A 26,588-nucleotide genomic window follows, 5' to 3' on the forward strand; every position below is an offset into this window, starting at 1 on the left:
TCCAGGGCGCGGGTGCGCTCGGCCGGACCCAGTGCGACGGGGGCGGTGAGAGAACGGTCGACCATGTCGGTCTCCTTCTGTTCGAATCGTGGTGCGCGCGTGCGCATGTGGTCTGTGTGGGCGGGCGGCTCAGTGCGCGGGCGCCCAGTCGAGGGTGCGGCCGATGGCCTTGCGCCAGCCCTCGTATCCGGCGGCCCGCTGCGGCTCGGCCCATTCCGGTCGCCAGCGCCTGGATTCACGCCAGTTCTCGCGCAATTCGTCTGTGCCGCCCCAGAACCCGACCGCCAGCCCCGCGGCGTAGGCGGCGCCGAGCGCGGTGGTCTCCGCCACCACCGGACGGCTCACCGGCACCCCGAGCACGTCGGCCTGGATCTGCATGCAGAGGTTGTTGGCGGTGACTCCCCCGTCCACCTTCAGCACCTCCAGCGCCACACCGGAGTCCTTGAACATCGCGTCGGCGACGTCGCGGGTCTGGTAGCAGATCGCCTCGAGGGTGGCGCGGGCGATGTGGGCGTTGGTCGCGTACCTGGTCAGCCCGACGATCGCGCCGCGCGCGTCGGAGCGCCAGTGCGGCGCGAACAGGCCGGAGAACGCCGGGACGAAATACACCCCGCCGTTGTCGGCGACCTCGCCGGCCAGCGTCTCGCTCTGCGAGGCGCCCTGGATGATGCCGAGTTGGTCGCGCAGCCACTGCACCGCCGAGCCGGTGACGGCGATCGAGCCCTCCAGCGCGTAGACCGGGTCCTGTCCGGCGAATTGGTAGCAGACGGTGGTGAGCAGCCCGTTCTTCGACCGAACCGGTGTGCCGCCGGTGTTGAGCAGCAGGAAATTGCCGGTGCCGTAAGTGTTCTTGGCCTCGCCCGCGGACAGGCACACCTGCCCGATCATGGCCGCCTGCTGATCGCCGACCGCCGCGGCCACCGGGATCTCGCCCGCCAGCGGGCCGTGCGCGGTGGTCCGGCCGTAGCCCGCGGGATCCGACGACGGACGGATGGACGGCAGCATGGCGCGCGGAATGTCGAACAGCGCGAGCAGTTCGTCGTCCCAGTCCAACGTTTCCAGGTTCATCAGCATGGTGCGGCTGGCGTTGGTCACGTCGGTGACGTGCACACCGCCGCGGGTACCGCCGGTGAGGTTCCACAGCAGCCAGGTGTCGATGGTGCCGAACAGGGCCTCGCCGCGTTCGGCCGCCGCGCGCAGGCCGTCGACGTTCTCCAGCAGCCAGCGGATCTTGCCGCCAGCGAAGTAGGTGGCTGGCGGCAGCCCGGTGCGGTGGCGGATCAGTTCGCCCGCACGGGATTCCAGCTCGGCGGCGATCCGGTCGGTGCGCGTGTCCTGCCAGACGATCGCGTTGTGGTACGGCCGTCCGGTGCGGCGGTCCCAGACCACGGTGGTCTCGCGCTGATTGGTCACGCCGATCGCGGCCAGGTCGGCGGCGCGCAGGCCGTGCGAGTTGAGCGCCGTCTGGATGACGGCCGACGTGCGTTCCCAGATCTCGACCGGATTGTGCTCGACCCAGCCGGGCCGCGGCAGGATCTGCTCGTGTTCGAGCTGGTGCTGGGCGACGACCGCGCCCGCGTGGTCGAAGACCATGAAGCGGGTGCTCGTGGTCCCCTGGTCGACCGCACCGATGAGGTCAAGCATGCGTCTCTCCGTTGCTCCGTTGTCCGGCGCGCGCGGCGGCCGGTACGCCATGCCGAAGGTAGGCAGCGGCGGAGTCCGCGACAACGGTCCGTGTTCGACAATGTCGAACGTTCTAGGTTTCCGCAGTACAGTCGAGTCCGTGCCGGGACCGATTCAGTCGATCGAACGGGCCGCCGCGATCCTGCGGGTGGTCGCCGAGGCGCCCTTCGGCGTCGGCGTCGGCGAGCTCGCCGGCGCGCTCGGCCTGCCCAAGGCGACGGCGCACGGTCTGCTGCGCACCTTGCAGCGAGTCGGCTACATCGAGCAGGACGACGCCACCGGCAAGTACCTGATCGGCGCCGCGGCCCTCGGGCTCGCCGACGCCCGGCTCGACACCAACGTGCTGCGCTCCTACGCGATGAACTGGGCCGACACCCTGGCCGCGCGGTCCGGCGAGTCGGTGCGGATCGGCGCGCTGCGCGGCGAGGGCGTGTCGATCGTGCACCACGTGTTCCGGCCCGACGGCACCGAGCAGACTCTGCGCGTCGGCATCGAACTCCCCCTGCACGCGACCGCGCTCGGCAAGGTATTGCTCGCCTACACACCGGGTTTGACCGAACGCGTCGCGAGCGCGCCGCTGCCCGCCTACACCCGGCGCACGGTGACCGCCCCGCGCGCCGTGCACGCCGAGATCGCGCGGGTGCGCGCGCAGGGCCACGCCGAGGACGTCGCCGAGTTCGCCTTCGAGCGAGCGTCGGTGGCGGCGCCGCTGCGCGACGCGGGCGGACGGGTGGTCGGCGCGCTCGGCGTTGTCGGCGCCGTAGACCGGGTGACCGATCCCGGCGTCCGTCCCAAACTCGTCGAGCTGGTGCGCGCGACCGCGGGCGCCATCTCCCGTGACCTGGGCGCCGACCGTCCACGGGTGCGCCCATGAGTGAGCGAATCGTGTGCCAGCGCGCCTCGCGCATGCCGGAGCCGAGCGCCAGCGAGGCGAAGGCATGAGCGCCGAACGGGGCCGCAACCGCTACGTGATGGCCATCGACCAGGGCACGACGTCGAGCCGCTCCATCCTGTACGACGCTGCGGGACAACTGGTTTCGATCGCCCAGCGCGAGCACCGGCAGCTGTATCCGGCGGCGGGCCGGGTCGAGCACGACGCCGCGGAGATCCGCCGCAATGTCGCGACGCTGGTCGATCGGGTGATCGCCAAGGCGGGCGTCGCCGCCGACCAGGTGGTGGCGATCGGCATCGCCAACCAGCGCGAGACGACGGTGCTGTGGGACAGGGAGACCGGCGCGCCTGTCGGCAACGCGATCGTCTGGCAGGACACCCGCACCGAGGAACTCGTCGCCCGGCTCGCGCGCAGGCCAGAGGCCGAGGAGGTGGTCCGGCGCTGCGGATTGCCGCTGCTGAGTTACTTCGCGGCCCCGCGCATTCGGTGGCTGCTCGACCGCGACGAGCGGCTGCGCGAACGCGCCGAAAAGGGTTCGGTGCTGTTCGGCACGATGGACAGCTGGCTGATCTGGAACCTCACCGGCGGCCCGCGCGGCGGTGTGCACGTCACCGATGTCACCAACGCCGGGCGCACCATGTTGATGAACCTCGCCACCCTGGACTGGGACGACCGGCTACTCGACTTCTTCGGCATCCCGCGGGCGATGCTGCCCGAAATACGGTCCAACGCCGAGGTATACGGCCACACGGCGGCAGGCATCCCGATCGCGGCCGCGCTCGGCGACCAGCAGGCGGCGCTGTTCGGTCAGACCTGCTTCGCCGCGGGCGAGGCCAAATGCACCTACGGCACCGGCAGTTTCCTGCTCAGCAACACCGGGACCACGCCGGTGCGCTCCACGCACGGGCTGCTCACCACGGTGGCGTTCCGGATCGACGGCGAACCCGCCAGCTACGCGCTGGAAGGTTCGATGGCCGCCACCGGGACGCTGGTGCAGTGGCTGCGCGACCGGCTCGGGCTCATCGACGCCGCGCCCGAGATCGAAACGCTCGCAAGCACTGTCGAGGACAACGGCGGCTGCTACGTGGTGCCCGCGTTCTCCGGCCTGTTCGCGCCGCGCTGGCGATCCGAGGCCCGCGGCGTGATCGCGGGGCTCACCTCCTACATCACCAAGGGGCATCTGGCCCGCGCGGTGCTCGAGGCCACCGCGTGGCAGACCAGGGAGGTGGTCGACGCGATGAACGCCGACACCGGCTACGCCCTCACCGAACTGCGCGTCGACGGCGGCATGACCTCGAACAACCTGCTCATGCAACAGATCTCGGACGCGCTGGGCGTGCCGGTGGAGCGGCCGCTGTTCTCCGAGACGGTGTCCCTCGGCGCGGCATACGCGGCGGGTCTCGCCGTCGGGCTGTGGCCCGATATGACGGGTCTGCGCAGCAACCGCCGCACCGCGAGCCGGTGGCTGCCGACCATGCCGGACGAGCGCCGAGATCGGGAGTACCGCCGCTGGTCGCGGGCCGCCGAACTCACCTACAACTGGAACGAACCTGGCGAGTCGTGAACCGCGCGCGTGGCGCGACGGCGCGTCGGTGGGACGTTCGCCGTACCGGCGCTACGGTGCTGGAAGCACAAGGCTCGACTACATCCGGTACATCGCGTCGCCGCATCGGCGCCCACCGAGGAGGGGCAGTTGCTCACCGTCCAGATACTCGCCGTGCTCGCGGCGCTGCTGCACGGCTACATCTTCGTGCTCGAATCGCTGCGATTCGCCGAGCCGAAGGTGTACGCGGGGACGTTCTACGTCGAGCGCGAGGATCTGGGGGCCGTCCAGCCCTGGGCCTTCAACCAGGGCTGGTACAACCTGTTCCTCGCGATCGGCACGTTGATCGGCGCGCTGCTGCTGCCCACGCTCCCGCAGGCGGGCTGGGCGCTGCTGCTGATCGGTTGCGGTTCGATGATCGCCGCGGCGGGCGTCTTGGTGGCGAACGACCGGCGTTTCGTCAAAGCCGCCCTGATCCAGGGGACGCTGCCCGCGCTCACGCTGATCGCGGGCCTCATCACCCAGCTCTGAACGCGGGGAGGGTCGCCGAAGCGGCCCTCCCCCACCCGGTTACGGGTTCAGGTGAACCGGCAGGCGGCGGTGGCCGTTGGAGATGAAGCTGGGCACCGAGCCCAGCTCCCCCGGCTCGGCGGCCAGTTCCATCTTCGGGAACCGCGCGAAGATCGCGGGCAGCGAGACGGCGGCCTCCATGCGGGCCAGCGGAGCGCCCAGGCAGTGGTGCGCGCCGTAACCGAAGGCGAGGTGCTCCTTGGTGGCGCGGTGCACGTCGAATTCGTCGGCGGTGTCGCCGTGCAGCTTCGGATCCCGGTTGGCCGCCACGTAGGACGCCAGGATCGGCTCGCCCTTGGCGATGCGCGCACCGTCGAGTTCGATGTCGTCGACCGCGAAACGCAGCGGCAAGTGCGCGACCGGAGCCTCGAACCGCAGCGCCTCCTCGATCAGATCGCTCCACGCGGCCCGCTCCTCGACCACGTCGGCGCGCTGCTCCGGCCGGGTCAGCAGCGCGAAGATGGCCTGGTCGAGCAGGTTCACCGTGGTCTCGTGGCCCGCGCTGATGACGAGCAGCAGCGTGTCGATCAGCTCCTGCTCGGTGAGCTGGGCGCCGTCCTCCTCGTCGCGGTGCGAGATGAGCAGGCTGGTCATGTCGTCGCCGGGGTGCTCGCGCCGGTAGGCGACGAGTTCACCGAGGATCCGGTACATCTCCATGTAGTTGGCCTGCGACTGCTCGGGAGTGAGCGAGGTGTCGAAGATGCCGTCCACACAGGTGCGCAGTCCGGCGTTCAGCGCCTCCGGCACGCCCATCAGTTCCGAGATCACCTGGATCGGCAGCGGATACGCGAAACCCTCGCGCAGGTCCACCGGTTCACCGGCCGGGGCGGCGGCGAGCTCGTCGAGCAGCGCCGCGGTGATGGCCTCGATGCGCGGGCGCATGGCCTCGGTGCGGCGATGGGTGAACGCGGGCGCCACCAGTTTGCGTAGTCGCCGGTGGTCGGCGCCGTACGCGGTGAACATGTTGTTCACGGCGACCCACAGGAACAACGGCCAGTCCTGCGGGATCTCGCCGTTGATGAACGGGGGCCAGTGCTGGCGCGCGTCCTTGGACACCCGGGGGTCGACGAGCAGCTTCTTCAACAGTTCGGCATCGGTCACCGACCACGCCCGCACACCACCGGGCAACTCGACGAGCACGACCGGCCCGCGGGCACGGATACGCGCGGACTCACCCTGGATATCGGCGCCGGTGGGATCGAGGACAAGGGGCTGACTGTCCATCGGGGCACTCTCCTTAATACAGGTTCAGCGGAGGGGATTTCGGGAAGGTGACCGGAAGGGACACCAGAGCTCGATGGAAAGGCCCAGGGCGGTAGGTCAACTGATCGACGGGCACCGCGAGCCGCATCTCGGGCAGCGCGTCGAGCAGCTGGTCGATCGCGTCCTGCGCGATCAGATAGGCCGCCGACTTCGCCGGGCAGGCGTGCGGACCCGCGCTCCACGCCAGATGCGAACGGTTGTCGGTGTAGTCGCCCGCGTCGATCGCCGGATCGTTGTTGCACGCCGACATGCTGATCACCACCGGCTGGTGCGCGGGCAGCCAGGCACCGTCGATCAGGATGGGCTGCTTCGGATACGAGACGCAGTAGTTGGCCATCGGCGGGTCGGTGAACAGCACCTCGTCCAGCGCGTCGCGGGTGGACAGGCTGCCGCCCAACAGGTTTCCGGCGAAGCGGTCGTCGGTGAGCATGAGCAGCAGCGTGTTCACGATCAGGTTTTGCTCCGGCTCGATGCCCGCGCCGTAGAGGGTGACCAGCTGGTGGATCATCTCCACGTCGTCGAGTCCGGCCGCGTGGCCGAGCAGCCGGGAGACGATGTCGTCGCCGGGCTCGTTTCGTTTGCGGGTGGTCAGCTCGAGCAGGGCGTCGGTGAGCATGGCGTTGCCCTTGTCCGCGTTCACGCCCTCGAAGATGGCGGCCATGCCGGTGGCCACCTGCTGGCCGATATCGGCCGGGCAGCCGAGCATCTCGTTGAGCACGGCGAACGCGAGCGGGAAGGCGTACTGGCTGATCAGGTCCGCCGCCCCGTCGGCGCAGAAGGCGTTGATCAGCGGGACGGCGACCCGCTCGATCGTGGCGTGCATGGCGTGCAGATCCACCTCGGCGATCGCCGCGAGGTTGGCCTGCCGGTAGCGCGTGTGCTCGAGACCGGCGCTGCGCAGCGCGTTGGGGCGCCATTCCAGCATCGGCAGGATCGGGCATTCGCCGGGAACGTTCTGCTGCCAGGCCCGCGGATCGGCCGGAAAGTGCTCGGGATCGTTGAGGATTCGCAGCGCGGTGTGGTATCCGATCACCAGGGTGGCGGGGATGCCAGGCGCCAGATCGACCGGCGCGAGCGAGCCGAACTGGCGGCGCATCTGCCGGTAGGCGCGGTGCGGGTCGGCGGCGAACTCCTCGGTGTACAGCGGCACCCGCGGGCCGTCGGTGTCGATCGGCGAACCGTGCGGAACGGGGCAGACACCCGCGGGCGCCGTGTGCGGAGGCATTGTCAAAGTCGGGACTCCAGACGGTGGAACAGGAATTCGACGAGTGTGATGAGCGATTGCAGACACGTGCCTCGATGCCGCGCGTCCAACGTGGTCAGTGGTGTGCCCTCGGCGAGATCCAACGCGTCGCGGACCTCGTCGAGGGGGTACTGCTTGGCGCCCTCGAACTGGTTGACCGCCACCGAATACGGCACGCCGCGTTCCTCCAGCACCGAGAGCACCTCGTCGGCCTTCTCGATGCGCCGGGTGTCGACCAGCACCAGGGCGCCGAGCGCGCCGCGGGCCAGCTCCTCCCACAGCGGCACGAAGCGCTGCTGACCCGGTGTACCGAAAAGATACAGTGCCAGTTGCGGATTCAGCGTGATACGGCCGAAGTCCATCGCGACGGTGGTCTGCGTCTTGCCGGGCAGACCGGCCATGTCGTCGACGCCGATGCTCGCCTCGGTGATGGTCTCCTCGGTACGCAGCGGCTTGATCTCCGAGATGCTGCTGACGAAGGTCGTCTTGCCGACACCGAAATTGCCTGCCACCAGCAATTTGACCGATCGGGTCACGGTCTCCGGCACATAGTCGACGACTCGTTCAGGCCGAGAGAGCGCGGAGCCCATTCAGTACCTCCTCCAAAAGGGCTATCTCCGGCAGGTTCTCGGCCGGGGTTGGCGTGGTGAGATGGCCGCCGTCCATGAGATCCGATACGACGATCTTCACCACGGACGGCGGCAGGTCCAGATAGGCCGCGATCTCGGCGATGGACAGCACGCCGCGACCGCTGCACAGGTTCATCACGCGGCGTGCGTCCGGGCTCGCGCCGGGCGCGGGAGCCAGCGCCGCGACGACGAGCGTGACCAGATCCAGTTCGCGAGTGGCACGCGAACGCCCGCCGGTGCGCACATAAGCCCGAACCAGGTCGGGGTCGCGGCGGGACCTGGTCATGACAGGCCGCTGTCTGTCCTCTGCCGCGATTGGCTGCCGAGTTCGTGCCCGACGCGCCCGGCCAGTTCGTTCATCCGGTGCGCGATGAGGCTGACGTCGATGTCCGCGGTGGTCGAGACGCCGAGCAGGGCGCCCTCCCCGGCGGCGGTGATGAAGATCATCCCGTCGTCGTATTCGGTCATGTTCTGACGTAGGCCCGTTTCCGGTCCGCCGCAGAACTCGCCTAGCGCCTTGCCCAGAGACCGCAGGCCGGAGGCGGCCGCGGCGAAGCGTTCGGCGTCGTCGCGGGCGATGCCCTTCGAGTGCGCGATCCGCAGCCCGTCATCGGACAGCAATACCGCGAACCGGACGCCTGGAATGCTGAGATCCTCGAGTAGCCAGCCGAGCTTGTTGCTGCTGTCGGCCACGGTGGTAGTCGGTGTGCCCATCAAGGTGTCATCCCTTCCGTGTGTTCGGCGGCGGCGGCGCGGCCGCTCTTGGAACCTGTGTGCCATGCGGCGGCGATATCCGGCCTCGCGGGCTCGCCGGAAGTCCTTGCGCGCGTGCCGATCGCGGGCGCCACCTCGCGGCGGCGCCGCTTCGGCAGGCCGCCCTCGGTGATCTCGTGCACCGCGAACGCGCTGTCCTCCGGCTCCTTTTCGCGCGGTGCGGGCGCCGGTTGGGGCGCGGGTGCGGGCGCGGGAGCCTCGACCGGGGTGGCGGCCGTCGTCGTCTTGTCGCCCCCGCTCGGTGCGGCGAGCAGGGCCTCGGGGATGTACACCATCGCGCGCATGCCTCCGTAGGCGTTGGGCCCGTCGATGTAGACCGTGAACCCGTAGCGACGCGCGAGGGCGGCGACACCGGGGAAACCGACCTTCGGCGACGGACCGAGCTGGTGGATGTCGACCGGGCGCTCGTTGGCGAGCACCTGCCTGGCCTCCTCCATCTGCTCGGCGTTCATCCGCACGCCCGCGTCGTCGATGATGACGGTGACGCCGTGATGTCCCTCCTGGAAGCTGACGTCCACGAAGGAGGTCGGCGGCGAGTAGCGCAGCGCGTTGTCGAGCAGGGTGGCCAGGGTGTGCACGAGCGGTTCCACCGCTCGGCTGACGACCACGCGGTCCAGCTGGGTGGTGCGCACCCGCAGGTAGTCGCGCACGCGGCCGGTGGCGCCGCCGACCACGTCGGTGAGCGACTGCGCGGGCCAGCGCCTGCCGGGCAGGCCGCCACAGACGATCACGTAGGACTGCGCCTGGCGGATCATCTGCTGGACGGTGTGGTCGATCCGGGTGAGCGTGGCGTAGACGTCGTCGTTGCGGTGCTGGCGCAGCGCGGCGCTGACCACCTGGCTGACGTCGGCGCCGAGGCTCACCACGGAGGTGCCGAAGGAGCGGACCGCGCCACTGGTCGCGTCGCGGGCAGCGGCTCCGACCTCGGCGCGCACCGCCTCCTCGGCGGCGTTGATCGCCTGCCTGGCGTGTGCCTCGGCGTCGACCATCGTCCGTTCCCTCGACTCGGACTGCACGAGGCGCAAGTCGTCGGCGTAGCGATCGCCGATCCACTGCAGGCACTGGGCCAGTCGCGAATTCTGCAGTCCCGTAGGCACTTCGATCGTGTTGGTCGGCGGCTCGTAGCGCCGGACGGCGTCGGTGATCGCCGGCATGGTCTGCCCGGCGAAACGCTCCAGCGCCTCGTCACGTTTGCGCTGGTCCTCCAGCAAAGACTCGGCTCTGGCCCGCTCTCGGCGCAGCGCGGCGATCGTGTACCCGACCGCGACGACAAGCACCGTGGCGAGGATCCATGGAAGTAGTACGGCGATATCCAGATTCATCAGTTCTCTCGTCGTTGACGGGATCGAGCCTCCCCCCGATGCACCGCCCCCGTTAAGGTCCCCGTCCGAACCCGCACCCTGCCACCACAGATCTCCGTCTTGTCTTTCCGAACGACACCGATCGTGTGACGCCTGATCGGATCCATTGCGCGTCGGAGGATCTGGCGCTCGCGGACAAGCACCACCGGAGGCTCACCGCTCACCTCACAGTGCCCGCAGCGCAGGCGATCAGCGAATCGATCACCGACCGACCGGAGCCAGTCCGACACGCCCAGAACCCGACGACTCGCCCACCCTAGCAGCATCACAGCGAAGTCACGACGGATCCTGATGACCGGCTTCGCAATTCGTAGCAAAATCCAAACGGGCACAGGAAAACCCAAGCAGCGCAGTTCATTGCGGCCGCCGAGAAGTGGCTGTTCGGAGTGAAATCGAACAGTCGGGCTGCCATTGTTCGCCGAATTCGCAACGGTGCCAGGGAACCGCTCCGCGACCGACGTCGCGGCGCGCACGGTCGGGCGCCGTGGCGGCTGCCGCCGGGCCGCCACCGGTGCCGAAGCCCGTCTGTCCAGCGGTTACGCTGGCTCCATGACGGCCCAGACGGATTCCACTTCCGCTGCACGGGAAAGGATCCTCGCCGCCGCCTACTCGCTGTTCACTCGCCGCGGTATCCGCGATGTCGGCATCGACGAGGTGATCGCTCGCGCGGGCATCGCCAAGGCGACGCTCTACCGGCACTTCCGCACCAAGGACGATCTGGTGCTCGCCGTCCTGCGGCGCAGGGAGAAGCTGTGGACCTTCGGTTTCGTCGAGGAGCGTTCCCGACTACTCGGGCAGACCCCCGAAGAGCGGTTGCTCGCCATCTTCGATGTCTTCGACGAGTGGTTCAACGGCCCGGATTTCGACGCGTGCACGTTCATCAACGTGCTGCTGGAGATGGGCGCCGAGCATCCGGCCGGGCGCGCGAGCATCGAACACCTGGACAACATCCGCGGTGTGGTGCGGGCCCGCGCGCACAGCGCTGGTCTCCGCGAACCCGACGAGTTCGCCAGGTCATGGCACATCTTGATGAAGGGCTCGATCGTCTCCGCGGCGGAGGGCGATCGACAGGCCGCGCGCCGCGCTCGCGAGATGGCGCGCGCCCTGATCGCCGCCCACCGGCCGGGGCAGACCTCGACCTAGCTCTGGAGACCGGCCTCGATCTCCAGCGTGAGGGTCACCTTGTCGCCGATGACCGCGCCACCATCGGGCAGCGGCATATCGATGTCGAGGCCGAACTCGCGGCGGGAGACCACGGTCTTGGCCTCGAAGCCGGCGACCGGGCCGTTGCCCATGCCGGGGTTCACGCCGAGGAACTCCACGTTCAGCGAGACCGGCTTGGTGTTGCCGCGGATGGTGAACTCGCCGTCGACGACGAATTCCTCGCCGTTCACCCGGAATCCGGTCGACTTGAAAGTCATCAGCGGGAACTGCTCGGCGTGGAAGAAGTCGGCGGTGCGCAGGTGGGCGTCGCGCTGTTCGTTGTCGGTGGTCAGCGAGGTCACCCGGATCTCGGCCTCGGCCGACGCGGCGCCGTCCTCGCCGATGACGAGCTTGCCCTCGAAGTCGGTGAACCGGCCGCGGACCTTGCTCACCATCAGGTGGCGTACCGAGAAGCCGACGGTCGAGTGGGTGGGGTCGATGACCCAGGTGCCCGCGGTCAGTCCCTTGGCGATTGCGGTGGTCATGATGTTCTCCTTCGGTTGGTAGAAATTTCAACTAGTACGGCGCTCGGGTGCGACGTCCTCGGCGTCACCCGGTGTTCTTGCGCACCCGGCCGGTGCGCGGCTTTCCTCCGGTCAGCCCGGCAGGCGTCCCGCGGTCACGAGACGGGCTCGGTCGCGGTGCGCGCGGCGAGCAGTGACGCGTGCGTCGGTGCGTCCGGCACGTGCGCGGGCTTGCGCGCGGCGAATTCCCTGCGCAGCACCGGAACCACCTCCTCGCCGAGCAGGTCCAGTTGCTCCAGAACGGTTTTCAGCGGCAGCCCGGCGTGGTCGATCAGGAACAGCTGGCGCTGATAGTCGCCGAAGTGCTCGCGGAAGGTCAGCGTCTTGTCGACGACCTGCTGCGGGCTGCCGACGGTGAGCGGGGTCTGTTCGGTGAACTCCTCCAGCGAGGGGCCGTGGCCGTAGACCGGCGCGTTGTCGAAGTACGGGCGGAATTCGCGCACCGCCTCCTGGGAGTTCTTGCGCATGAACACCTGTCCACCGAGACCGACGATGGCCTGATCGGCGGCGCCGTGCCCGTAGTGCTCGTAGCGGCTGCGGTACAGCTCGATCAGCCGCTGGAAGTGCTCCTTCGGCCAGAAGATGTTGTTGGCGAAGAAGCCGTCGCCGTAATAGGCGGCCTGTTCGGCGATCTCGGGGCTGCGGATGGATCCGTGCCAGACGAACGGCGGCACGTCGTCGAGCGGGCGCGGGGTCGAGGTGAAGGACTGCAGCGGCGTGCGGAACTTGCCCTCCCAGTCCACCACGTCCTCGCGCCAGAGCCGGTGCAGCAGATGGTAGTTCTCGATGGCGAGCGCGATCCCGTCGCGAATGTCCTTGCCGAACCAGGGATACACGGGTCCGGTGTTGCCGCGGCCGAGCATCAGGTCGACGCGACCGTCGGCCAGATGCTGCAGCATCGCGAAGTCTTCGGCGATCTTGACGGGATCGTTGGTGGTGATCAGCGTGGTCGCGGTGGACAGCTGGATGCGGTCGGTGCGCCCGGCGATGTAGCCGAGCATGGTGGTCGGCGAGGACGGCACGAACGGCGGGTTGTGGTGCTCGCCGGTCGCGAACACGTCCAGGCCCACTTCCTCGGCCTTCTGCGCGATCGTCACCATCGCCTTGATCCGCTCGGCCTCGCTGGGGGTGCGGCCGTTCGTGGGATCCGCGGTGACGTCACCGACGGTGAAGACTCCGAACTGCACGAGGCCTCCTCGGACTAATTGGTTGACTTGGCAACCATAGTAACTCCGCTGCGGCGTCGCCTATTCCGACGTGACAGGGCTCACAGATCGCCACCGCGATCGGAGTCAGGTCGAACCGCCGGTACCGGATACCATGCGCGGCATGGCAAAGCTCAAGGTCTCCGTCGACGTCCCGATCAGCCCGGAAGAGGCGTGGTCGCACACCTCCAACCTCGCCGAGCTGGACAAGTGGCTGACCATGCACGAGTCGTGGCGCGGCGAGGTGCCGGAGACGCTGACGGTGGGAACCGAGCTGGTCGGCGTCGCGTCGGTCAAGGGCATGCGCAACCGCGTGACGTGGAAGGTCAAGACCGCGGAGCCGCCGCGCAAGCTGGTGCTCAGCGGCGCGGGCAAGGGCGGCACCAAGTTCTCGCTGGGACTTCTGGTCGCCCCCAAGGGCTCTGGATCCGAGGTGACCGTCGACATCGAACTCGGCGGGGCGCCGCTGTTCGGCCCGATCGGCTCGGGCGTGGCGCGCGCGGTGAAGGGCGACATCGAGCGCTCGCTGGACAAGTTCGTCACGCTCTACGCGTAACCGCTGCCCGATCACGGCCGGAGCGAAACGATTCGGGTCCACGGCGTATTCGCCGCGGACCCGAATCTGTCGCCCTGACGCCGGACTCAGTGCACGAGCACCTTCGCGTCGGCGTCCTGGGTGTTCGCCGGTTTGGTCCGCGGCAGGAAGAACGCCGGGACCAGGGTCAGCACGATGAGGACCAGCGCGACGATGTAGGTGTCGCTGAACGCCTGCGCGGCCTGGTCCAGACCGGTGGCGATGGCCTGCTGTCCGAGCTGCTGCGCGATGGCCGGATCGGAATTCGCGGCGATCGCCGGGCCCGCCAGGGTCTGGTCCTTCAGCAGGTTGGTCAGCACCACCGACATGGTCGCGGTGCCGATCGAGCCCGCGGTCTGGTTGATGATGTTCATCAGCGTCGAACCGCGCGCCACCTGCTGGTGGGTCAGCGTCTGGATGGCGGCGGTCATGATCGGCATCATGGTGCAGCCCATGCCGAGACCCATCACGAGCAGCGCCAGGCACATGATCACGTACGACGTGTCCGCCTCGAGCTGGGTGAAGAAGGCGGTGCCGACCGCGAGCAGCACGATGCCCATCATGACGATCTTGCCGGGACCGTACTTGTCGACGAACCTGCCCGCGATCGGCATGGTGAGCATGGCGCCGAGACCCTGCGGCGCGATCAGCAGACCCGCCGCGAGCGCCGACTCACCGCGCACCTGCTGCAGGTAGCTCGGCAGCAGCAGACCCGCGCCGAAGAAGGCGATGGCGAACAGCACCATGGTCAGCACCGAGGCGGTCAGCGCCTTGTTGCGGAACAGGTGCAGGTCGATGAGCGGATGCTTGGTGCGCAGCGCGTGGAAGACGAACGCCACCAACAGCACGAGGCCGATCGCGGCCGGAATCAGCACCTTCTTCGCGGTGACCGTGCCCGCCTCCGGAATCGTGGAGACGCCGTAGAGGAACAGCGCCAGACCCGGCGAGGCGAGCAGCATGCCGAGGAAGTCGAACGACTCCGAGGGCTCCGGCTCGTCGGCCGGGAACACGAGGTAGGCCAGCGCCAGCGCGACGATGCCGATCGGCAGGTTGATCAGGAAGATCCAGTGCCAGCTGAACGCGTCGATCAGCCAGCCGCCGAGGATCGGGCCGCCGATCGGGCCGAGCAGCATCGGCACGCCGAGCACCGCCATCACCCGACCGACCCGCTGCGGGCCCGCCGCGTGGGTCATGATCGTCATGCCGAGCGGCATCAGCATGCCGCCGCCGATGCCCTGGATGACGCGGAAGGCGATCAGCGACTCGATGTTCCACGCCGTACTGCACAGCAGCGAACCGAGCACGAAGAACGTCAGCGCGGCCATGTAGAGGCGTTTGGTGCCGAACCGGTCCGCCGCCCATCCGGTGAGCGGGATGACGGTGGCGAGCGCCAGGGTGTAGCCGGTCATGGTCCACGCGGCGATCGCGTAGCTGGTGCCGAACTCGATCTGGAAGGTAGGCAGCGCGACGGTCACGACGGTGATGTCGAGGATCGACATGATCGCGCCGAGCACGACCACGCCCGCCACCTTGAACACGGCGGCGTCCAATGTGTCCGAGGACGGATCTTGTCCCGCCGCCTGAATATCCGGAGGTTGTGTCACCGGTTAAGAGTGGCACTTTCTCGCCCGAAGAACCAGACGATTTCACTCGCGTCGCGGGACCGAAATCGCCGCGACGTGAGTAGTGCGGACGCGGTTTTGGCGTAGTCGCCTACGCGTGGCGCGCAGGGCGCACCGGCGGAGACTTCTAATCGCACGCCCTCCGGGGAGCGCGAATTCCAATCTTTCGATTCAGGGGCCCGACATGCCGCGCAGTCTTCGTTTCACCGACCCACCCAGCACTCCCGAGCAACTCGCCGCGACGCCGCCCGATCGCGAGGCCGAGCCCGCGGACGGCCTCGTCTTCGAGACGACTGTCGACGTCCCGGCCGACGGCGCCGACATCGAGCAATCCTCGGTCGTCGTCCGCGGCTTCGACGCGGGCGCCCCGACGGAGCAACCCGCGACCGAGGTCCGAATCAGCTACCGGCCGAGCCGGATCGGCGCCCGCGCCATCCCGCCCGCGGTGCCCGCGGAGCGAGTCGATCCCCCGGACGCCGAGATCGTGGCGCGCGAAGAAAAGCGCCTGGAACGCGAACTCGACGGCAAGGTCGCGACGCCCGAACAGCTCGCCGACCTGGAATCGGCCATCGCACGCGCCACCGCCGAGTTGCCGCGCGTCAGCACCGACGCCGGGGTGCCCAAGCACCTCGCGGTGCGCTCGGTTCCCGAGCCGATGCCCGAGGAGGTGCGGGCGACCCGCTTCCCCACCGCCCCGGCGAACCCGTCGCTCGACGCGCCCCGTCCGACGACGGTCTTCCTCCCCGAGAACCGCCAGGTGCTGTGGGACACCGCCTACCCGTGGGGCTGCAACGGCCGGGTGACCACCGGTAACGGTGCCGGTTCCGGCGTCATGGTCGGTCCGAGGCACCTGCTGACCGTTTCGCACGTGATGGTCTGGAACAACGACGGATCGGTGGGCTGGCTGGAGTTCGTGCCCGCGTTCTTCGATCGCGAGCCCGGGCCGTTCGGCAAGGCGCACGCGATCCGGACCTACTACCACCGCAAAGTCACCGGCGGTCTCGACGAGGACGAGCGGCGCCACGACTACGTCGTGGTCGTGCTGAACTGGCGGATCGGTGACCGGACCGGGTGGCTGGGGTCCAAGTCGTACACCGACGCGTGGGACGGCCAGACGTGGTGGAGCCACGTCGGCTATCCCGCCGACTTCGGCGGGCTGCGCCCCACCTGGCAGAGCAGCATTTCCCTCGACGGCCACAACTCGCAGGCCGACTCGAACCAGGAGATGCACCACTGGGGCGATGTCGCGGTCGGCCAGTCCGGCGGCCCGTTCTTCGCCTGGTGGGACGGGGTTCCGCACGCCGTCGCCGTGCAGAGCTCGCACGACAGCGGACGCAACTACGCGAGCGGAGGTTCCTACATCCCGAACCTGATCAACCGTGCTCGTACCGAATTCCCCTGACAAGCAGTCCTTTTAGCAACGAAGGGAAACGATCGTGACCACACGCCGCAACTGCATCATCCCGCCCTATCTGCTGGATCTTCTGCTCCAGAGCCCGAATCCCGACGTCCGCGGCGCCGCGATCGAAACCCTCGTCTCGGACACGCGCATGCGTACCGAGCGTCGCCTGACCGCGGTGTTGCCCCTCGCGGCTCCGCCCACCGACGCCGCCCGTACCGTCTTCGACTGCCGTTCGTCCCGCAATCTCGCCGCGGCCCGCCAGGTCCGCGGCGAATCCGGCGCGGCGGTCGCCGACGCGTCGGTGAACCGAGCCTTCGACGGTCTCGGCACGACGCGCTCGTTCTTCTCCGAAGTGCTGCAACGTAAGTCGATCGACGACCGCGGCATGCAGCTGCACGGCTACGTGCACTACGGTCGCCGATACAACAACGCGCTGTGGGACGGCAGCCGGATGATCTTCGGCGACGGCGACGACCGGGTGTTCACCGATTTCACCAAGTCGCTCGATGTGATCGCCCACGAACTCGCGCACGGCGTCACCCAGTTCACCGCGGATCTCGTCTACGAGAGCCAGCCCGGTGCGCTCAACGAGTCGATGTCCGACGTGTTCGGCTCGCTGGTGAAGCAGTGGAACGCGAAGCAGACCGCCGACCGAGCGGATTGGCTGATCGGCGCGGACGTCTTCACCCCCGCTGTCGCGGCCGACGCGTTGCGCTCCATGAAAGCGCCGGGCACGGCGTGGAACGAAGCGTTGTTCGGCAAGGATCCGCAGCCGGGCCATATGGACGACTACGCCGATCTGCCCGTCTCCGAGGACGGTGACTGGGGAGGCGTGCACATCAACTCCGGGATCCCCAACAAGGCGTTCTACCTGGCCGCCGTCGAAATCGGCGGCTACGCGTGGGAGGCGCCGGGGCACATCTGGTACGAAGCGTTGCGCAACGCCCACGGCCGGACGGAATTCCAGGAGTTCGCCGAGCTGGCCGTAGCCGGGGCCGGGCGCCTGTGCGGCGCGGGCAGCAGGGAGCAGGATGCGGTGCGGTCCGCGTGGGCGCAGGTCGGCGTCGACGTCGCGGAGCGACGGGACGTGGGCAACGGCGCGGCGGTGGACCAGATCGCCGATCTGACAGCGCAGATCAAGCAGCTGTGCGACCGGGTCGACCTGATCTCCCACGAGCGGCGCTGATCGGGCGTGGTTGCCGTGAGAGTCACGCTGACCACCTCGGGTGGGCACGTCCCCGGCCTGCCCGCCCGGCCGACGATCGTCGACTCCGCCGCGCTCGCGGCGGCCGACGCCGATCGGCTGGCGCGTGCCGTCGCGGCGGCGGTCAGCGCGGACGACACCGCACTGCGGACGTTTCGCGCACCCGATGCCGCGACCTATCGCCTGACGATCGAAACCGCTGACGGCACCGATGTTCTGGTCGGCTCCGACGGTGCGCTGAGCCCGGCGCTCGCCGAGTTGCTCGATGTGGTCGAGCAACTCGGCGAGCCCTCCTGACCCACATACGTCGGCGCGAGATCACCAGTCCCGCGCGGCGAGCAGCAGATGGCGGCGCACCCGTTCGACGTGGCGACGCGGCGAACTTCCGGGACGCCGGGCCAAGAAGGCGGTGTTGATCGGCGGGTCCTCCGGTTCGAGCAGCGCCGTCACCGCACCGGAAGCGAGTTCGCGCGCACACAGGTAGCGCGGCACCACGCTGACGCCCGCGCCCGCGACCACCCCCGCGAGCACCGCGCGCAGATCGCCGACGATCAACGCGGGCTCGGCCGTGAGGCGGGTGTCGAAGACGTGGCGCCAGTAGCGGCGCAGGATCGGCAGGTCGGCGGCGTAGCTGAGCAGCGGCAGCCCGGCCAGCGCCGTGGGATCTCCGGCGCGCAGCCGCGCGGTGTCGACGCGCCGCGCCACGGCGGGGGCGGCGACGAGGACGAATTCCTCGTCGGCGAGCGGTTCCGCGAGCACTGTGCGCCCGCGCGGGCGGGTGGTCGCCACGACCAGGTCGTAGGTTCCGGCCCGCAGACCGGCGAGCAGGTCGTCGGTGAGGCCCGCGGTGAGTGTCAGCCGGACGCCGTCGGCCACGAGCGGCGCCAACGCGGGCACCACCATGGCGGCAAGCAGTTCGGCGGGCCCGGCCAGCAGCACCGGCGGTTCGGGCTGCGCGGCCTCCGGCTCGGCGCCGCCCGCGATCGCTTCCAGCGCGTCCATCGGTCCCGCCAACCGAGCGGCCAGCTCGTGCGCCGCGGCCGTCGCCGCCACGCCGCGCGGCAGCCGATCGAACAGCGGACGACCCAGCCGCCGCTCGAGAATCTGCAATTGCGTGGTCACCGTCGGCTGCGACAGCCCGACCTGCGCGGCGCCCGCCGTGATCGACCCCGCGCGGTACACGGCGAGGAAGGTCCGCAGGTGCGCCAGCTCCGCCACGCCATGGGTCCGCCGATCCGCCACGGCGAAAGTCTATTGCCCCGCCGATAGCACCCGTCGCTAAGCTGTTGCTCCTATGGCTCTCAGCGCGACACTGCACACGTTCACCGTTCATCTGGCCGATGTCGATCGCGGCGTCTACGAGGAGCTGGAGTTGCGGGTGGCGCGCCACCCGTCGGAAACGGCCGAGTTCATGCTGACGCGGCTACTGGCCTACTGCCTCGAGTACGAGGAGGGCATCGCCTTCAGCGACGGCGGCGTGTCCTCCACCGACGAGCCCGCCGTGCTGGTGCGCGACCTCACCGGCCGCCGCACCGCATGGATCGAAGTCGGCGCACCCGACGCGGACCGCGTGCACCGCGGCAGCAAATCGGCCGAACGCGTCGCCATCTACACCCACCGCGACCCCGCCAAGGTGCTCGCTCAACTCACCGGCAAACGCATCCACCGCGCCGCCGACATCCCCCTCTACAGCTTCGACCGCGCTTTCATCGACGCCGCCGTCCCCGTCATCGACCGCCGCAACACGATCACGCTCTCTGTCACCGAACGCCTGCTCTACCTCGACCTCAACGGAACGATCCTGAGCACCCCGATCGAAGAACACCGCCTCACCTGACCGCGGTGTGCGGCGGTGCGGCACGCGGTAGAGAGAAAGGTTGGGCCGCAACCGATTCGGTATCCGTGCGAGGCTCGCTGTGACCGATGCGGATCGAAGGACGACAACGGCCCTCCGCGCGCTGGGCAGCGGAGGGCCGTGGTAAGCGAGGGCGGAACGGTTACCTGCACACCCCGTCGAAGGCGGTGCCCTCGCGGGTGACGACGCCGTCCAGGATCGAGCACGCCGTGCCGTCAGCGACGGGCACCCGCACGACCGCCAGCGTGCGCGGATCCACGCACGGCGCCTTCGGCGAACGGAAGCCCGCGGCCGCCAGGCTCGTGTTCAGCTGGTAGCCCGCGGACTCGCAGGCCTCCTTCGCCGCATGCAGGTAGGCGTCGGTGGCGGGGTCCGCGGCGGCGTACCCGGCCCCCACCACGGGGAGCACGGCGGCGATGGCGGCTCCGGCGAGGAGGGTGATCCGGCGGTGTGCGAGTTTTGTCATGGCCGAGATCTTATGGGCTGAAGTCGGTTTCATGAACAATTCGGCCTGCGAAATCGCATACCGGGTCCTGCAGGGCGGGACGGGCGAGCGTTCGGCGCACCCGAGGCCGCACCGACGGGGTGCGTCCGGCCGGACACGAGCAGCTAGACAGTAGCCGATCGCACTTTTGCCGAGCGCCGAACGGGGTAGAGCGGAAGGGCGGGCGCGGCGAACGCGCCCGGGGCAGCCGAGGGAGGTCGGTCGCATGCGATTGCGACGCAGTACACCGTACGGCCCCGGCCTGCGCCGGATCGGCCGCGGCCGCGGGTTCTCCTATCTCACTGCCGAAGGCGAGCCGGTGTCCGACCGGGAAGAACTGGAACGCATTCGCGCCCTGGTCATCCCGCCCGCATGGCGGAAAGTGTGGATCTGCCCCTACCCGAACGGACACATCCAGGCGGTCGGCGTGGACGCGGCCGGCCGCAGGCAGTACCTGTACCACGAGCAGTGGCGGCGCGAACGCGACGAGGAGAAGTTCGACCGCGTACTCGAGCTGGCGGCCCGGCTGCCGCAGCTCCGGGAGCGGCTCGGCGCGGACCTCGACCGCCGCGGCCTCGATCGGCACCGGCTGGAGGCGCTCGCCATCGGACTGCTGGACCGCGGGGTGTTCCGCATCGGCGGCGAGGAGTACGCCGAGGAGAACGGGACGCGCGGCGTGGCCACGCTGCTGAAGGAGAACGTGGAACTGCACGGCGACGAGCTGGTGTTCGATTTCACCGCCAAGGGCGGCATCCGGCGACAGGCCCGCCTCCGCGACGCGCGATTGGCCAAGGTGGTGCAGACCGTGCGGCGCAGCCGTACCCCGTCGAAGCGGCTGCTGACCTACCGAGACAAGACGGGCTACGGCGAACTGCACGCCGACGACATCAACGCCCGCTTCCGCGAACTCACCGAATGCGAGTGCAGCGCGAAGGATCTGCGCACCTGGCAGGGCACCGTACTGGCGGCCGTCGGCTTCGGACAGGCCGATCCGCCGTCCTCGCAGCGCGGCCGCAAACGCGTCGAGCGCGCGGTGACCGAGCGCGTCGCGGCGGAACTCGGCAACACACCCGCGGTCGCACGCAGCGCGTACATCGATCCGCGGGTGGTCGAGGCGTTCGAGGACGGCGTCACGATCTCCGACGCGCTGCGGCGGGCCGCGCGCCGCGAGTCGGAGGACGAGCGCAGGGAGCTGACCGAGCGCGCTGTCATCCGCCTGCTGCGCCGCCGCGCCGGATAATCGGCGCCGGATAGCCGGGTGATCGACGCCAATGCTCGGCACACCGCCGCCCCCGGGTTCAGACCTGCCGCCACTTCTCGTCGTCGAGCATCACGCTGGCCTGCGGTCCCATCAGCAGCATCCCGCCGTCCACCACGAACGACGCGCCGGTCACGTATCCCGCGGCGGGTGTGGCCAGGAACGCGACGACGGACGCGACCTCCCGCGCGTGGCCAGGACGGCCGAGCGGTACGCCGGGGCGTGGCTGCGAGCGCGGGTCCACATCCTCCTGACCTGTCATCGGCGTCGAAATCTCCCCCGGCGCCACGGAATTCACCGTGATGTCGTATTCGGCGAGTTCCAGGGCCAGCACTTTGGTCAACGCGCCCAGCCCCGCCTTGGCCGCGCAGTACGGCGCCGCGCCGACCAGCGGCGCGTGCTCGTGCACGCTGGTGATGTTGATGATGCGGCCGCCGTGCCCGCCCTCGATCATGTGCTTGGCGGCGCGCTGCGAACACAGGAACGCACCGTCCAGATCGACCGAGAGCACGTGGCGCCAGGTGTCGAAATCCATGTCCATGGCCTTCTGCGCGGAACCCGTCCCCGCGCAGTTGACCAGGACGTCCAAGCCGCCGAGTTCGTCGGCCAGCTCATCGATGACCGCGGCGGAGGTGGGCAGGTCGCCGAGGTCGAGCTGTCGCACGGCCGCCGAGACGCCGCGCTCGCGCGCCTCCTCGGCGGTCCGTTCTGCGCCTTCGGCGTCGGTGTGAAAAGTGATGCCCACGTCGGCGCCGCCACCGGCCAGCGCGACGGCCACCGCCGCGCCGATACCGGAGTCCGACCCGGTCACCACGGCGCGCAGCGGCGCGCCCGCACGTTCTTCGGGAAGCGGAGCTGTAGTAGCCATGCTCGCGGCATACCCGACCGCCCTGCCGTCACACTCCGATCACGAGACGACGGCGTCGACGGCCTTCTTCAGCGCCGAGGGCTGGGCGGGCGAGGTGGGCGCCTTCTTGCGCAGCTCGATCATCCGCGCGCCGAGTTCCTGCAACTGCTTGCGGCCGAGGTGTTCGCGCACCTGCGGGAACCACTCGTTCTCCTCTTCGTCGATGTGGTGGTCGACGTTCTCGATGAGCACGGTGGCCTTGGCGGTGAAGTGCTCGTCTTCGGGCTTCATGGCGGCCAGCTCCATGACGAGCACGTCGGCCACGTGGTGCTCCTCGTAGGACTCGAGGATGTCGTCCTCGAGTTCGGGGACGAGCTTGCGCACTTCGGGATACATGCACTCGTTCTCGAGATAGGTGTGCACGGTCAGCGCCTCGATGATCTTGTCGACCACTCGCGCCTTGGTGGTGTGCGCGTCCGACCCCGCTTTCTCGAACTCGCGGAACAGTTTGCGGATCGCCTTGTGATCCTCGCGCAACAGCACGATCGCGTCGGTGCTCATCGGTGACTCCTCCATCGGGACAACGGCTACCTGACTTCGCTGCCGTCATTCCCGTTCGCCGCGCGCCGAAACCGGCTTCGGCCTCGCCTCCTTCGATCAGCCGAACCGGTACGGCGTCAGATACTCGGGCACGATCACCTCCGTCTCCGGGCTCGCCGCGCGCACCGCGGCGATCAGCGTGTCGCGGCGCTGTGCGCTCTCGTCGTCGGTGCGCGGCGGGTTGGCCAGCGGGGATTCGAAATCGTCCCAGTGCACCGGAACCACTGTGCGCGGGTGATCCAGCGCGCGCATCAGCCGCGCGGCGTAGTCGTGCGTGGCGTCGCTGCTGTTGACCGCGATCACGGCGACGTCGGGCGCGGCGCCCGTCAGGTTGCGTTCGACGAAATCGCTTGCGCCCATGAAGAACACCGACGGCCCGCCGTCGACGCGCAGCAGGAACGCCAGCGTGTCGCCCTCGGGCAGATCGGCGATGGTCGCGGGGCGCTCGGGACGGCTGGTCCGCACGCCGGGGAAGGTGAGCGAATACCGGCCGGTCCGGCTGTGCAGCGAACCGACGATCTCCACGGTGTAGCCCCCGAAGTCGAGCACCTCGCCGCCGCGCACCACGCTCAGCTGATCGGACGGCACGTCACAGGCCTGCGCCACGTGATAGGTCGTCAGGGTGCCGAAGACTCGTGCGCCGCTGCGCGCGGCGATGTGCGGCACGTCGTTGAAGTGGTCCCAGTGGGTGTGCGTGACGAACACGTACTTCGGGTTGCCGATGTGCGGATCGATCGCCGCGGGATCGACCCGCAGCGGCGCGTTCGCGTCGAAGGCGCCCGCGGCGAGACCGACCGGATATCTGCTCAGGTACGGGTCGATGAGCAGCGTGTCGCCGCCGATGTCGACGCGCCAGCCCGAGACGCCGAGCCAGCGGAATTCCGCGTTCCCAGCACCGGGCAGGCGGACGGGTTCGCCGGAATCCCGGCTCGAAAGGAACGCGCCCGCGCCCGCCGCGCCGACGGCCGCGACTCCGGCGCCCGCGGCGGTGGTGCGGAACAGGGTGCGTCGGTTGATCCGTGGAGATGTCATGGCGACGAGACAAGCAGGCCGCCGCGGGTCACGTCCAAGATCGAAAACCCGCCATGCCGATACGCGATCGGATATCAGACCTGGTCAGAACTATCGCGGAGAGCGTCGACGGCGAGCCGCGCCGATCGCGCCATGGCCAGGTCGACGTCGATGCGTCGAGTGGCGAGCTCGTCGCTGCGCGCGAACACCGCCACGGCGTAGCGCCCGCCGTCCGGGTACTCCAGGACGCCCGCCTCCATGTGCAGTCCGGGCAGCGTGCCGGTCTTCGAGGCGACCAGCACCTCGTCCGGGAACGCAGCCGCCAGCCGGGTCCAGAACATCTGGCGCCGCAATAGATCTCGGGTAGCGGCGCAGGCCGCCGGACTGCCCGCCTCGTCGCGCCAGATCATGCCGAGTAGCCGGGTGATCTCCCGCGCGGTGCTGGAGGTGGTGTGTTCCGGACGAAAGACCCGCATGTCCGCCACCCGCCCCCTGGGCAGGCTCGGGAAGATCGCGGCGAATTCGCCGGCGGTGCGCGCGCCCGCGTCGGCGAACATCGTCTCCAGCAGCTGGCGCGGTCCGCCGATCACCCGGGTCGCGCCGAGCCCCAGCTCGGCGGCGAGCAGCGCGGGCGTGTCCGGTCCGATCCGGCGCAGCAGCAGGTCGGCGGCCGTATTGTCGCTGACCGACATGGCGAAGTAGGCCAGATCGCGCAGCGACATCTCCACGTCGTCGGCGCAGCCCGCGGTGCCCCAGCCGCCGAGCCGGTCGGCGGCGCGCACCAGCACGCGTTCGGTCGGGTCGAGCTGACCCGCGCCGACCTGCCTGCTGAATTCCAGGATCAGCAAAATTTTGAAGATGGAGGCGATCACCACCTGGTCGTCGGCGTCGACGCCGATCTCGCGCCCGTCGGCGAGGTCGACGGCATGGAACCGGCCGCGCACCGGCAGCTCGGCAAAGATCTCACGGATGTGCTCCTCGGGTGACACAGCGGCCACGCTACGCATTCGCTCCGGCCCTCCGCGGGGCCGATGACGAACGTCGTCCGACAGCGCCCATCGACCGGCCCGCGCCCGAGCGCCCGATATCCGATCGCATATCGTCGGCCGATGGATCTCACGCGACACCTGCGCCATTTTCTGGTGGTGGCCGAGGAGATGCATTTCGGCAGGGCGGCCGAGGTCCTCGGCATCGCGCAGCCGCCGCTGAGCCAGTCCATCCAGCGGCTGGAACGCGAACTCGGCGTCGCGCTGTTCGACCGCTCCCGGCGGGCCGTGCAGCTGACGACCGCAGGGCAGCTGCTGATCGAGGAGGCGCGCGCACTGCTCGCGGCGGAACAGCGGTTGCGCACGGTGGCGCGCAAGGCGGGCGACGGCAGTCTGGGAACGCTGCGCGCGGGTGTCCCACCGGACACACCCGCCGCCGTGCTGCACCGCCTGCTTCGCGAACTCGCCGAGCATGCCGCCGGACTCACCGTGGACCTGCACGAACTCACGACCGCCGAACAGCTCCGTCTGCTCGCCACCGCGGAACTCGACGTCGGACTGGTCGAGCATCCGGTCGACGCGCCCGACCTGCGATACGGGCCGACCGCCGAACTACCCCTCGGCGTCGCGCTGCCCCGCACCTCGCCGCTGGCCCGCCTGCACGAGGTGAGCCTCGCCGACCTCGCCGGACACGAGCTGATCCTCTTCCCTCGGGCCACCGCTCCCGGCTGGCACGACGCATTGCTCGAGGTGTGCCACACACACGGATTCGTTCCGGGCCTGGTCCGGCATGCCCGGAATCCCGAATTCCTGCTCGGCCTTGTGCTTTCGGGCAACGGTGTCGCGCTCACCCGGGAGGCACTGGCCCGACGCGAGCCGAGGGTGGCCTGGCGTCCCCTCGTCGACAAGCCGCTGCGGCTGCGCGTCGGCGCCGTGTGGCCCGACACCTCGCCGCACCCGGCCGCACCGCGCTTCGCGCAGGTCGCCGCCGAAGTTCTGAGCGAAGGCGCCGGGCCACTTCCGGTGCCCGCACCGGAGACGCCGACCGGACCGTGGTCTTTGGTCTACACCGTTCACCCGGCGCAGCAAAAGCGTTTCGCGAGTGGAGATTTCGCAAAACCGCCCGTTTCGCACGGTGGGACGCGAGAATGAGTACGGCCGAGAACCGGCCTCTTGGGGACGCATCGGCTGTCTTGCCCGAACGACACACGTAGGGAAACACGATGAGAGTCAATCAATTCGCCGCTTCCGCCCTGCTCGCGATCGGGGCCATCGGCATATCCGCGGGCGCCGTCAACGCCCAGCCCACCGGTCCAGCCGCCGAGGTGTCCGTGCGCGGCGCCGACCAGGGCATCGGCTACACCGCCGGGCCGACCTCGGACGGCAGCGGCATCGTCACCACCGTCGAGGGCGGCGCGTTCACGCTCGCCGGTGACGCGCGGACGGTCACCCTCGCCGACGCCTCGGGTCACATCGTCGCGACCCTGCCGATGGGCTTCACCGCCCACGGCCAGACCTTCGGCCTGACGCCGCGCATCACCGACGCGGGCCGGACCCTCACCCTGACGCCGGTCGGCGCCCCGGCCGCGACGACGCAGCACCTGCGCCAGCTGGTCGATTACGACGAGACGGTCGCGCGCAAGCAGCACAACGCCGTGGTCGGCGCGCTCATCGGCGCGGGTATCGGCGCGGTGCTCGGCTTCTTCCTCGGCGGTGTCGGCGCGCTGGTCACCGTTCCGATCGGCGCGGGCATCGGCGCACTGATCGGCTTCTCCACGCCCTGACCGACATTCGCGGCGCGCCGTCACCGAGCAAGATCGGTGATCTCGATCCGCGGTTCGGTCATGAAATCGAC

The 26,588-nt window shown here is 69.4% G+C and carries 28 protein-coding genes; 12 read left to right on the forward strand and 16 right to left on the reverse strand.

All coding sequences use genetic code 11. The features are described from left to right. Positions 1–129: 129 nt before the first annotated feature. Positions 130–1,644, reverse strand: a complete 1,515-nt coding sequence (glpK, locus tag AB0H49_RS11235; RefSeq protein ID WP_357249993.1) for a glycerol kinase GlpK — start codon at positions 1,642–1,644, stop codon at positions 130–132. Between the two features lie 139 nt (positions 1,645–1,783). On the opposite strand from glpK (AB0H49_RS11235), the gene AB0H49_RS11240 reads away from it, so the two are divergent. From AB0H49_RS11240 to AB0H49_RS11250, 3 genes are all read left to right on the forward strand, one after another. Next, entirely contained in the window at positions 1,784–2,557 is a 774-nt protein-coding gene (locus AB0H49_RS11240) for an IclR family transcriptional regulator (protein ID WP_357249996.1), read from the forward strand. 64 nt (positions 2,558–2,621) lie between these two features. Continuing rightward, positions 2,622–4,139, forward strand: coding sequence for a glycerol kinase GlpK (gene glpK / locus AB0H49_RS11245; protein WP_357249999.1), 1,518 nt, complete (start codon positions 2,622–2,624; stop codon positions 4,137–4,139). A 129-nt stretch (positions 4,140–4,268) separates the two neighbouring features. Then, on the forward strand, positions 4,269–4,649 hold the full coding sequence (locus AB0H49_RS11250) for a DUF1304 domain-containing protein (protein ID WP_357250002.1): 381 nt from the start codon (positions 4,269–4,271) through the stop codon (positions 4,647–4,649). A 39-nt stretch (positions 4,650–4,688) separates the two neighbouring features. On the opposite strand, the gene AB0H49_RS11255 is transcribed toward AB0H49_RS11250, so the two are convergent. Genes AB0H49_RS11255 through AB0H49_RS11280 form a run of 6 tightly spaced genes read right to left on the reverse strand, consistent with a single transcriptional unit; the run spans position 4,689 to position 9,919 of the window. Next, positions 4,689–5,912 (reverse strand): cytochrome P450, encoded by a 1,224-nt coding sequence (locus tag AB0H49_RS11255; RefSeq protein ID WP_355002961.1) that lies wholly within the window; start codon positions 5,910–5,912, stop codon positions 4,689–4,691. Between the two features lie 13 nt (positions 5,913–5,925). Beyond that, complete coding sequence (locus AB0H49_RS11260) at positions 5,926–7,176, reverse strand: cytochrome P450 (protein ID WP_357250005.1); 1,251 nt, start codon at positions 7,174–7,176, stop codon at positions 5,926–5,928. Between the two features lie 2 nt (positions 7,177–7,178). Next, the gene (locus AB0H49_RS11265) at positions 7,179–7,784 is read right to left on the reverse strand and encodes an ATP/GTP-binding protein (RefSeq protein ID WP_355002963.1); all 606 of its coding nucleotides are present in this window, start codon (positions 7,782–7,784) and stop codon (positions 7,179–7,181) included. Next, entirely contained in the window at positions 7,759–8,109 is a 351-nt protein-coding gene (locus tag AB0H49_RS11270) for a DUF742 domain-containing protein (protein WP_355002964.1), read from the reverse strand. Before AB0H49_RS11270 ends, AB0H49_RS11265 begins: the two co-directional genes overlap by 26 nt. Then, a complete protein-coding gene (locus AB0H49_RS11275; RefSeq protein ID WP_355002965.1) occupies positions 8,106–8,537 on the reverse strand; it encodes a roadblock/LC7 domain-containing protein in 432 nt (143 codons plus the stop codon). Before AB0H49_RS11275 ends, AB0H49_RS11270 begins: the two co-directional genes overlap by 4 nt. Beyond that, entirely contained in the window at positions 8,537–9,919 is a 1,383-nt protein-coding gene (locus tag AB0H49_RS11280) for a sensor histidine kinase (RefSeq protein WP_357250009.1), read from the reverse strand. The genes AB0H49_RS11275 and AB0H49_RS11280 overlap by 1 nt, the downstream gene beginning before the upstream one ends. 588 nt (positions 9,920–10,507) lie before the next feature. On the opposite strand from AB0H49_RS11280, the gene AB0H49_RS11285 reads away from it, so the two are divergent. Further along, positions 10,508–11,101, forward strand: a complete 594-nt coding sequence (locus AB0H49_RS11285; protein ID WP_355002967.1) for a helix-turn-helix domain-containing protein — start codon at positions 10,508–10,510, stop codon at positions 11,099–11,101. Here the strand turns inward: AB0H49_RS11285 and AB0H49_RS11290 are convergent. Together AB0H49_RS11290 and AB0H49_RS11295 are read right to left on the reverse strand one after the other, a co-directional pair. Continuing rightward, on the reverse strand, positions 11,098–11,646 hold the full coding sequence (locus AB0H49_RS11290; RefSeq protein ID WP_357250014.1) for a YceI family protein: 549 nt from the start codon (positions 11,644–11,646) through the stop codon (positions 11,098–11,100). The two genes, AB0H49_RS11285 and AB0H49_RS11290, sit on opposite strands and share 4 nt — an antisense overlap. 134 nt (positions 11,647–11,780) lie before the next feature. Next, entirely contained in the window at positions 11,781–12,872 is a 1,092-nt protein-coding gene (locus AB0H49_RS11295) for an LLM class flavin-dependent oxidoreductase (protein WP_357250017.1), read from the reverse strand. A gap of 142 nt (positions 12,873–13,014) precedes the next feature. Between AB0H49_RS11295 and AB0H49_RS11300 the strand changes: the two genes are divergently transcribed. Beyond that, positions 13,015–13,446, forward strand: coding sequence for an SRPBCC family protein (locus AB0H49_RS11300; protein ID WP_357250020.1), 432 nt, complete (start codon positions 13,015–13,017; stop codon positions 13,444–13,446). 86 nt (positions 13,447–13,532) lie between these two features. On the opposite strand, the gene AB0H49_RS11305 is transcribed toward AB0H49_RS11300, so the two are convergent. Further along, entirely contained in the window at positions 13,533–15,068 is a 1,536-nt protein-coding gene (locus AB0H49_RS11305; RefSeq protein ID WP_357250023.1) for a DHA2 family efflux MFS transporter permease subunit, read from the reverse strand. 202 nt (positions 15,069–15,270) lie between these two features. Between AB0H49_RS11305 and AB0H49_RS11310 the strand changes: the two genes are divergently transcribed. From AB0H49_RS11310 to AB0H49_RS11320, 3 genes are read left to right on the forward strand one after another with little or no spacing between them, the layout of a single operon-like run. Beyond that, positions 15,271–16,488, forward strand: coding sequence for a hypothetical protein (locus AB0H49_RS11310; RefSeq protein ID WP_355002972.1), 1,218 nt, complete (start codon positions 15,271–15,273; stop codon positions 16,486–16,488). Between the two features lie 34 nt (positions 16,489–16,522). Further along, the gene (locus AB0H49_RS11315) at positions 16,523–17,674 is read left to right on the forward strand and encodes a M4 family metallopeptidase (RefSeq protein WP_357250027.1); all 1,152 of its coding nucleotides are present in this window, start codon (positions 16,523–16,525) and stop codon (positions 17,672–17,674) included. A 6-nt stretch (positions 17,675–17,680) separates the two neighbouring features. Then, a complete protein-coding gene (locus AB0H49_RS11320) occupies positions 17,681–17,989 on the forward strand; it encodes a protealysin inhibitor emfourin (protein WP_357250029.1) in 309 nt (102 codons plus the stop codon). 21 nt (positions 17,990–18,010) lie between these two features. On the opposite strand, the gene AB0H49_RS11325 is transcribed toward AB0H49_RS11320, so the two are convergent. Then, positions 18,011–18,934, reverse strand: coding sequence for a LysR family transcriptional regulator (locus AB0H49_RS11325; protein WP_357250032.1), 924 nt, complete (start codon positions 18,932–18,934; stop codon positions 18,011–18,013). Positions 18,935–18,986: 52 nt separating this feature from the next. Here AB0H49_RS11325 and AB0H49_RS11330 point away from each other — a divergent pair, with 52 nt between their 5' ends. Beyond that, positions 18,987–19,529 (forward strand): YaeQ family protein, encoded by a 543-nt coding sequence (locus AB0H49_RS11330; protein ID WP_355002976.1) that lies wholly within the window; start codon positions 18,987–18,989, stop codon positions 19,527–19,529. A gap of 160 nt (positions 19,530–19,689) precedes the next feature. Here the strand turns inward: AB0H49_RS11330 and AB0H49_RS11335 are convergent, their stop codons facing one another. Continuing rightward, on the reverse strand, positions 19,690–20,013 hold the full coding sequence (locus AB0H49_RS11335) for a hypothetical protein (protein ID WP_355002977.1): 324 nt from the start codon (positions 20,011–20,013) through the stop codon (positions 19,690–19,692). 244 nt (positions 20,014–20,257) lie between these two features. Here AB0H49_RS11335 and AB0H49_RS11340 point away from each other — a divergent pair, with 244 nt between their 5' ends. After that, positions 20,258–21,271, forward strand: coding sequence for a DNA topoisomerase IB (locus AB0H49_RS11340; protein ID WP_355002978.1), 1,014 nt, complete (start codon positions 20,258–20,260; stop codon positions 21,269–21,271). 58 nt (positions 21,272–21,329) lie between these two features. On the opposite strand, the gene AB0H49_RS11345 is transcribed toward AB0H49_RS11340, so the two are convergent. The 4 genes from AB0H49_RS11345 to AB0H49_RS11360 form a co-directional block, all read right to left on the reverse strand. Then, positions 21,330–22,157, reverse strand: coding sequence for an SDR family oxidoreductase (locus AB0H49_RS11345; protein WP_355002979.1), 828 nt, complete (start codon positions 22,155–22,157; stop codon positions 21,330–21,332). Between the two features lie 39 nt (positions 22,158–22,196). Then, on the reverse strand, positions 22,197–22,697 hold the full coding sequence (locus AB0H49_RS11350) for a hemerythrin domain-containing protein (protein ID WP_355002980.1): 501 nt from the start codon (positions 22,695–22,697) through the stop codon (positions 22,197–22,199). A gap of 96 nt (positions 22,698–22,793) precedes the next feature. Continuing rightward, a complete protein-coding gene (locus AB0H49_RS11355; RefSeq protein WP_357250037.1) occupies positions 22,794–23,768 on the reverse strand; it encodes an MBL fold metallo-hydrolase in 975 nt (324 codons plus the stop codon). Between the two features lie 74 nt (positions 23,769–23,842). Continuing rightward, positions 23,843–24,736, reverse strand: coding sequence for a serine hydrolase (locus AB0H49_RS11360; protein ID WP_357250040.1), 894 nt, complete (start codon positions 24,734–24,736; stop codon positions 23,843–23,845). 120 nt (positions 24,737–24,856) lie between these two features. Between AB0H49_RS11360 and AB0H49_RS11365 the strand changes: the two genes are divergently transcribed. Further along, positions 24,857–25,885 (forward strand): LysR substrate-binding domain-containing protein, encoded by a 1,029-nt coding sequence (locus tag AB0H49_RS11365; protein WP_357250043.1) that lies wholly within the window; start codon positions 24,857–24,859, stop codon positions 25,883–25,885. A 71-nt stretch (positions 25,886–25,956) separates the two neighbouring features. Further along, positions 25,957–26,517, forward strand: a complete 561-nt coding sequence (locus AB0H49_RS11370) for a hypothetical protein (protein WP_357250046.1) — start codon at positions 25,957–25,959, stop codon at positions 26,515–26,517. The last annotated feature ends 71 nt before the right edge of the window (positions 26,518–26,588 follow it).

The sequence above is a fragment of the Nocardia sp. NPDC050713 genome, assembly GCF_040654315.1.
Classification (GTDB): Bacteria; Actinomycetota; Actinomycetes; order Mycobacteriales; family Mycobacteriaceae; genus Nocardia.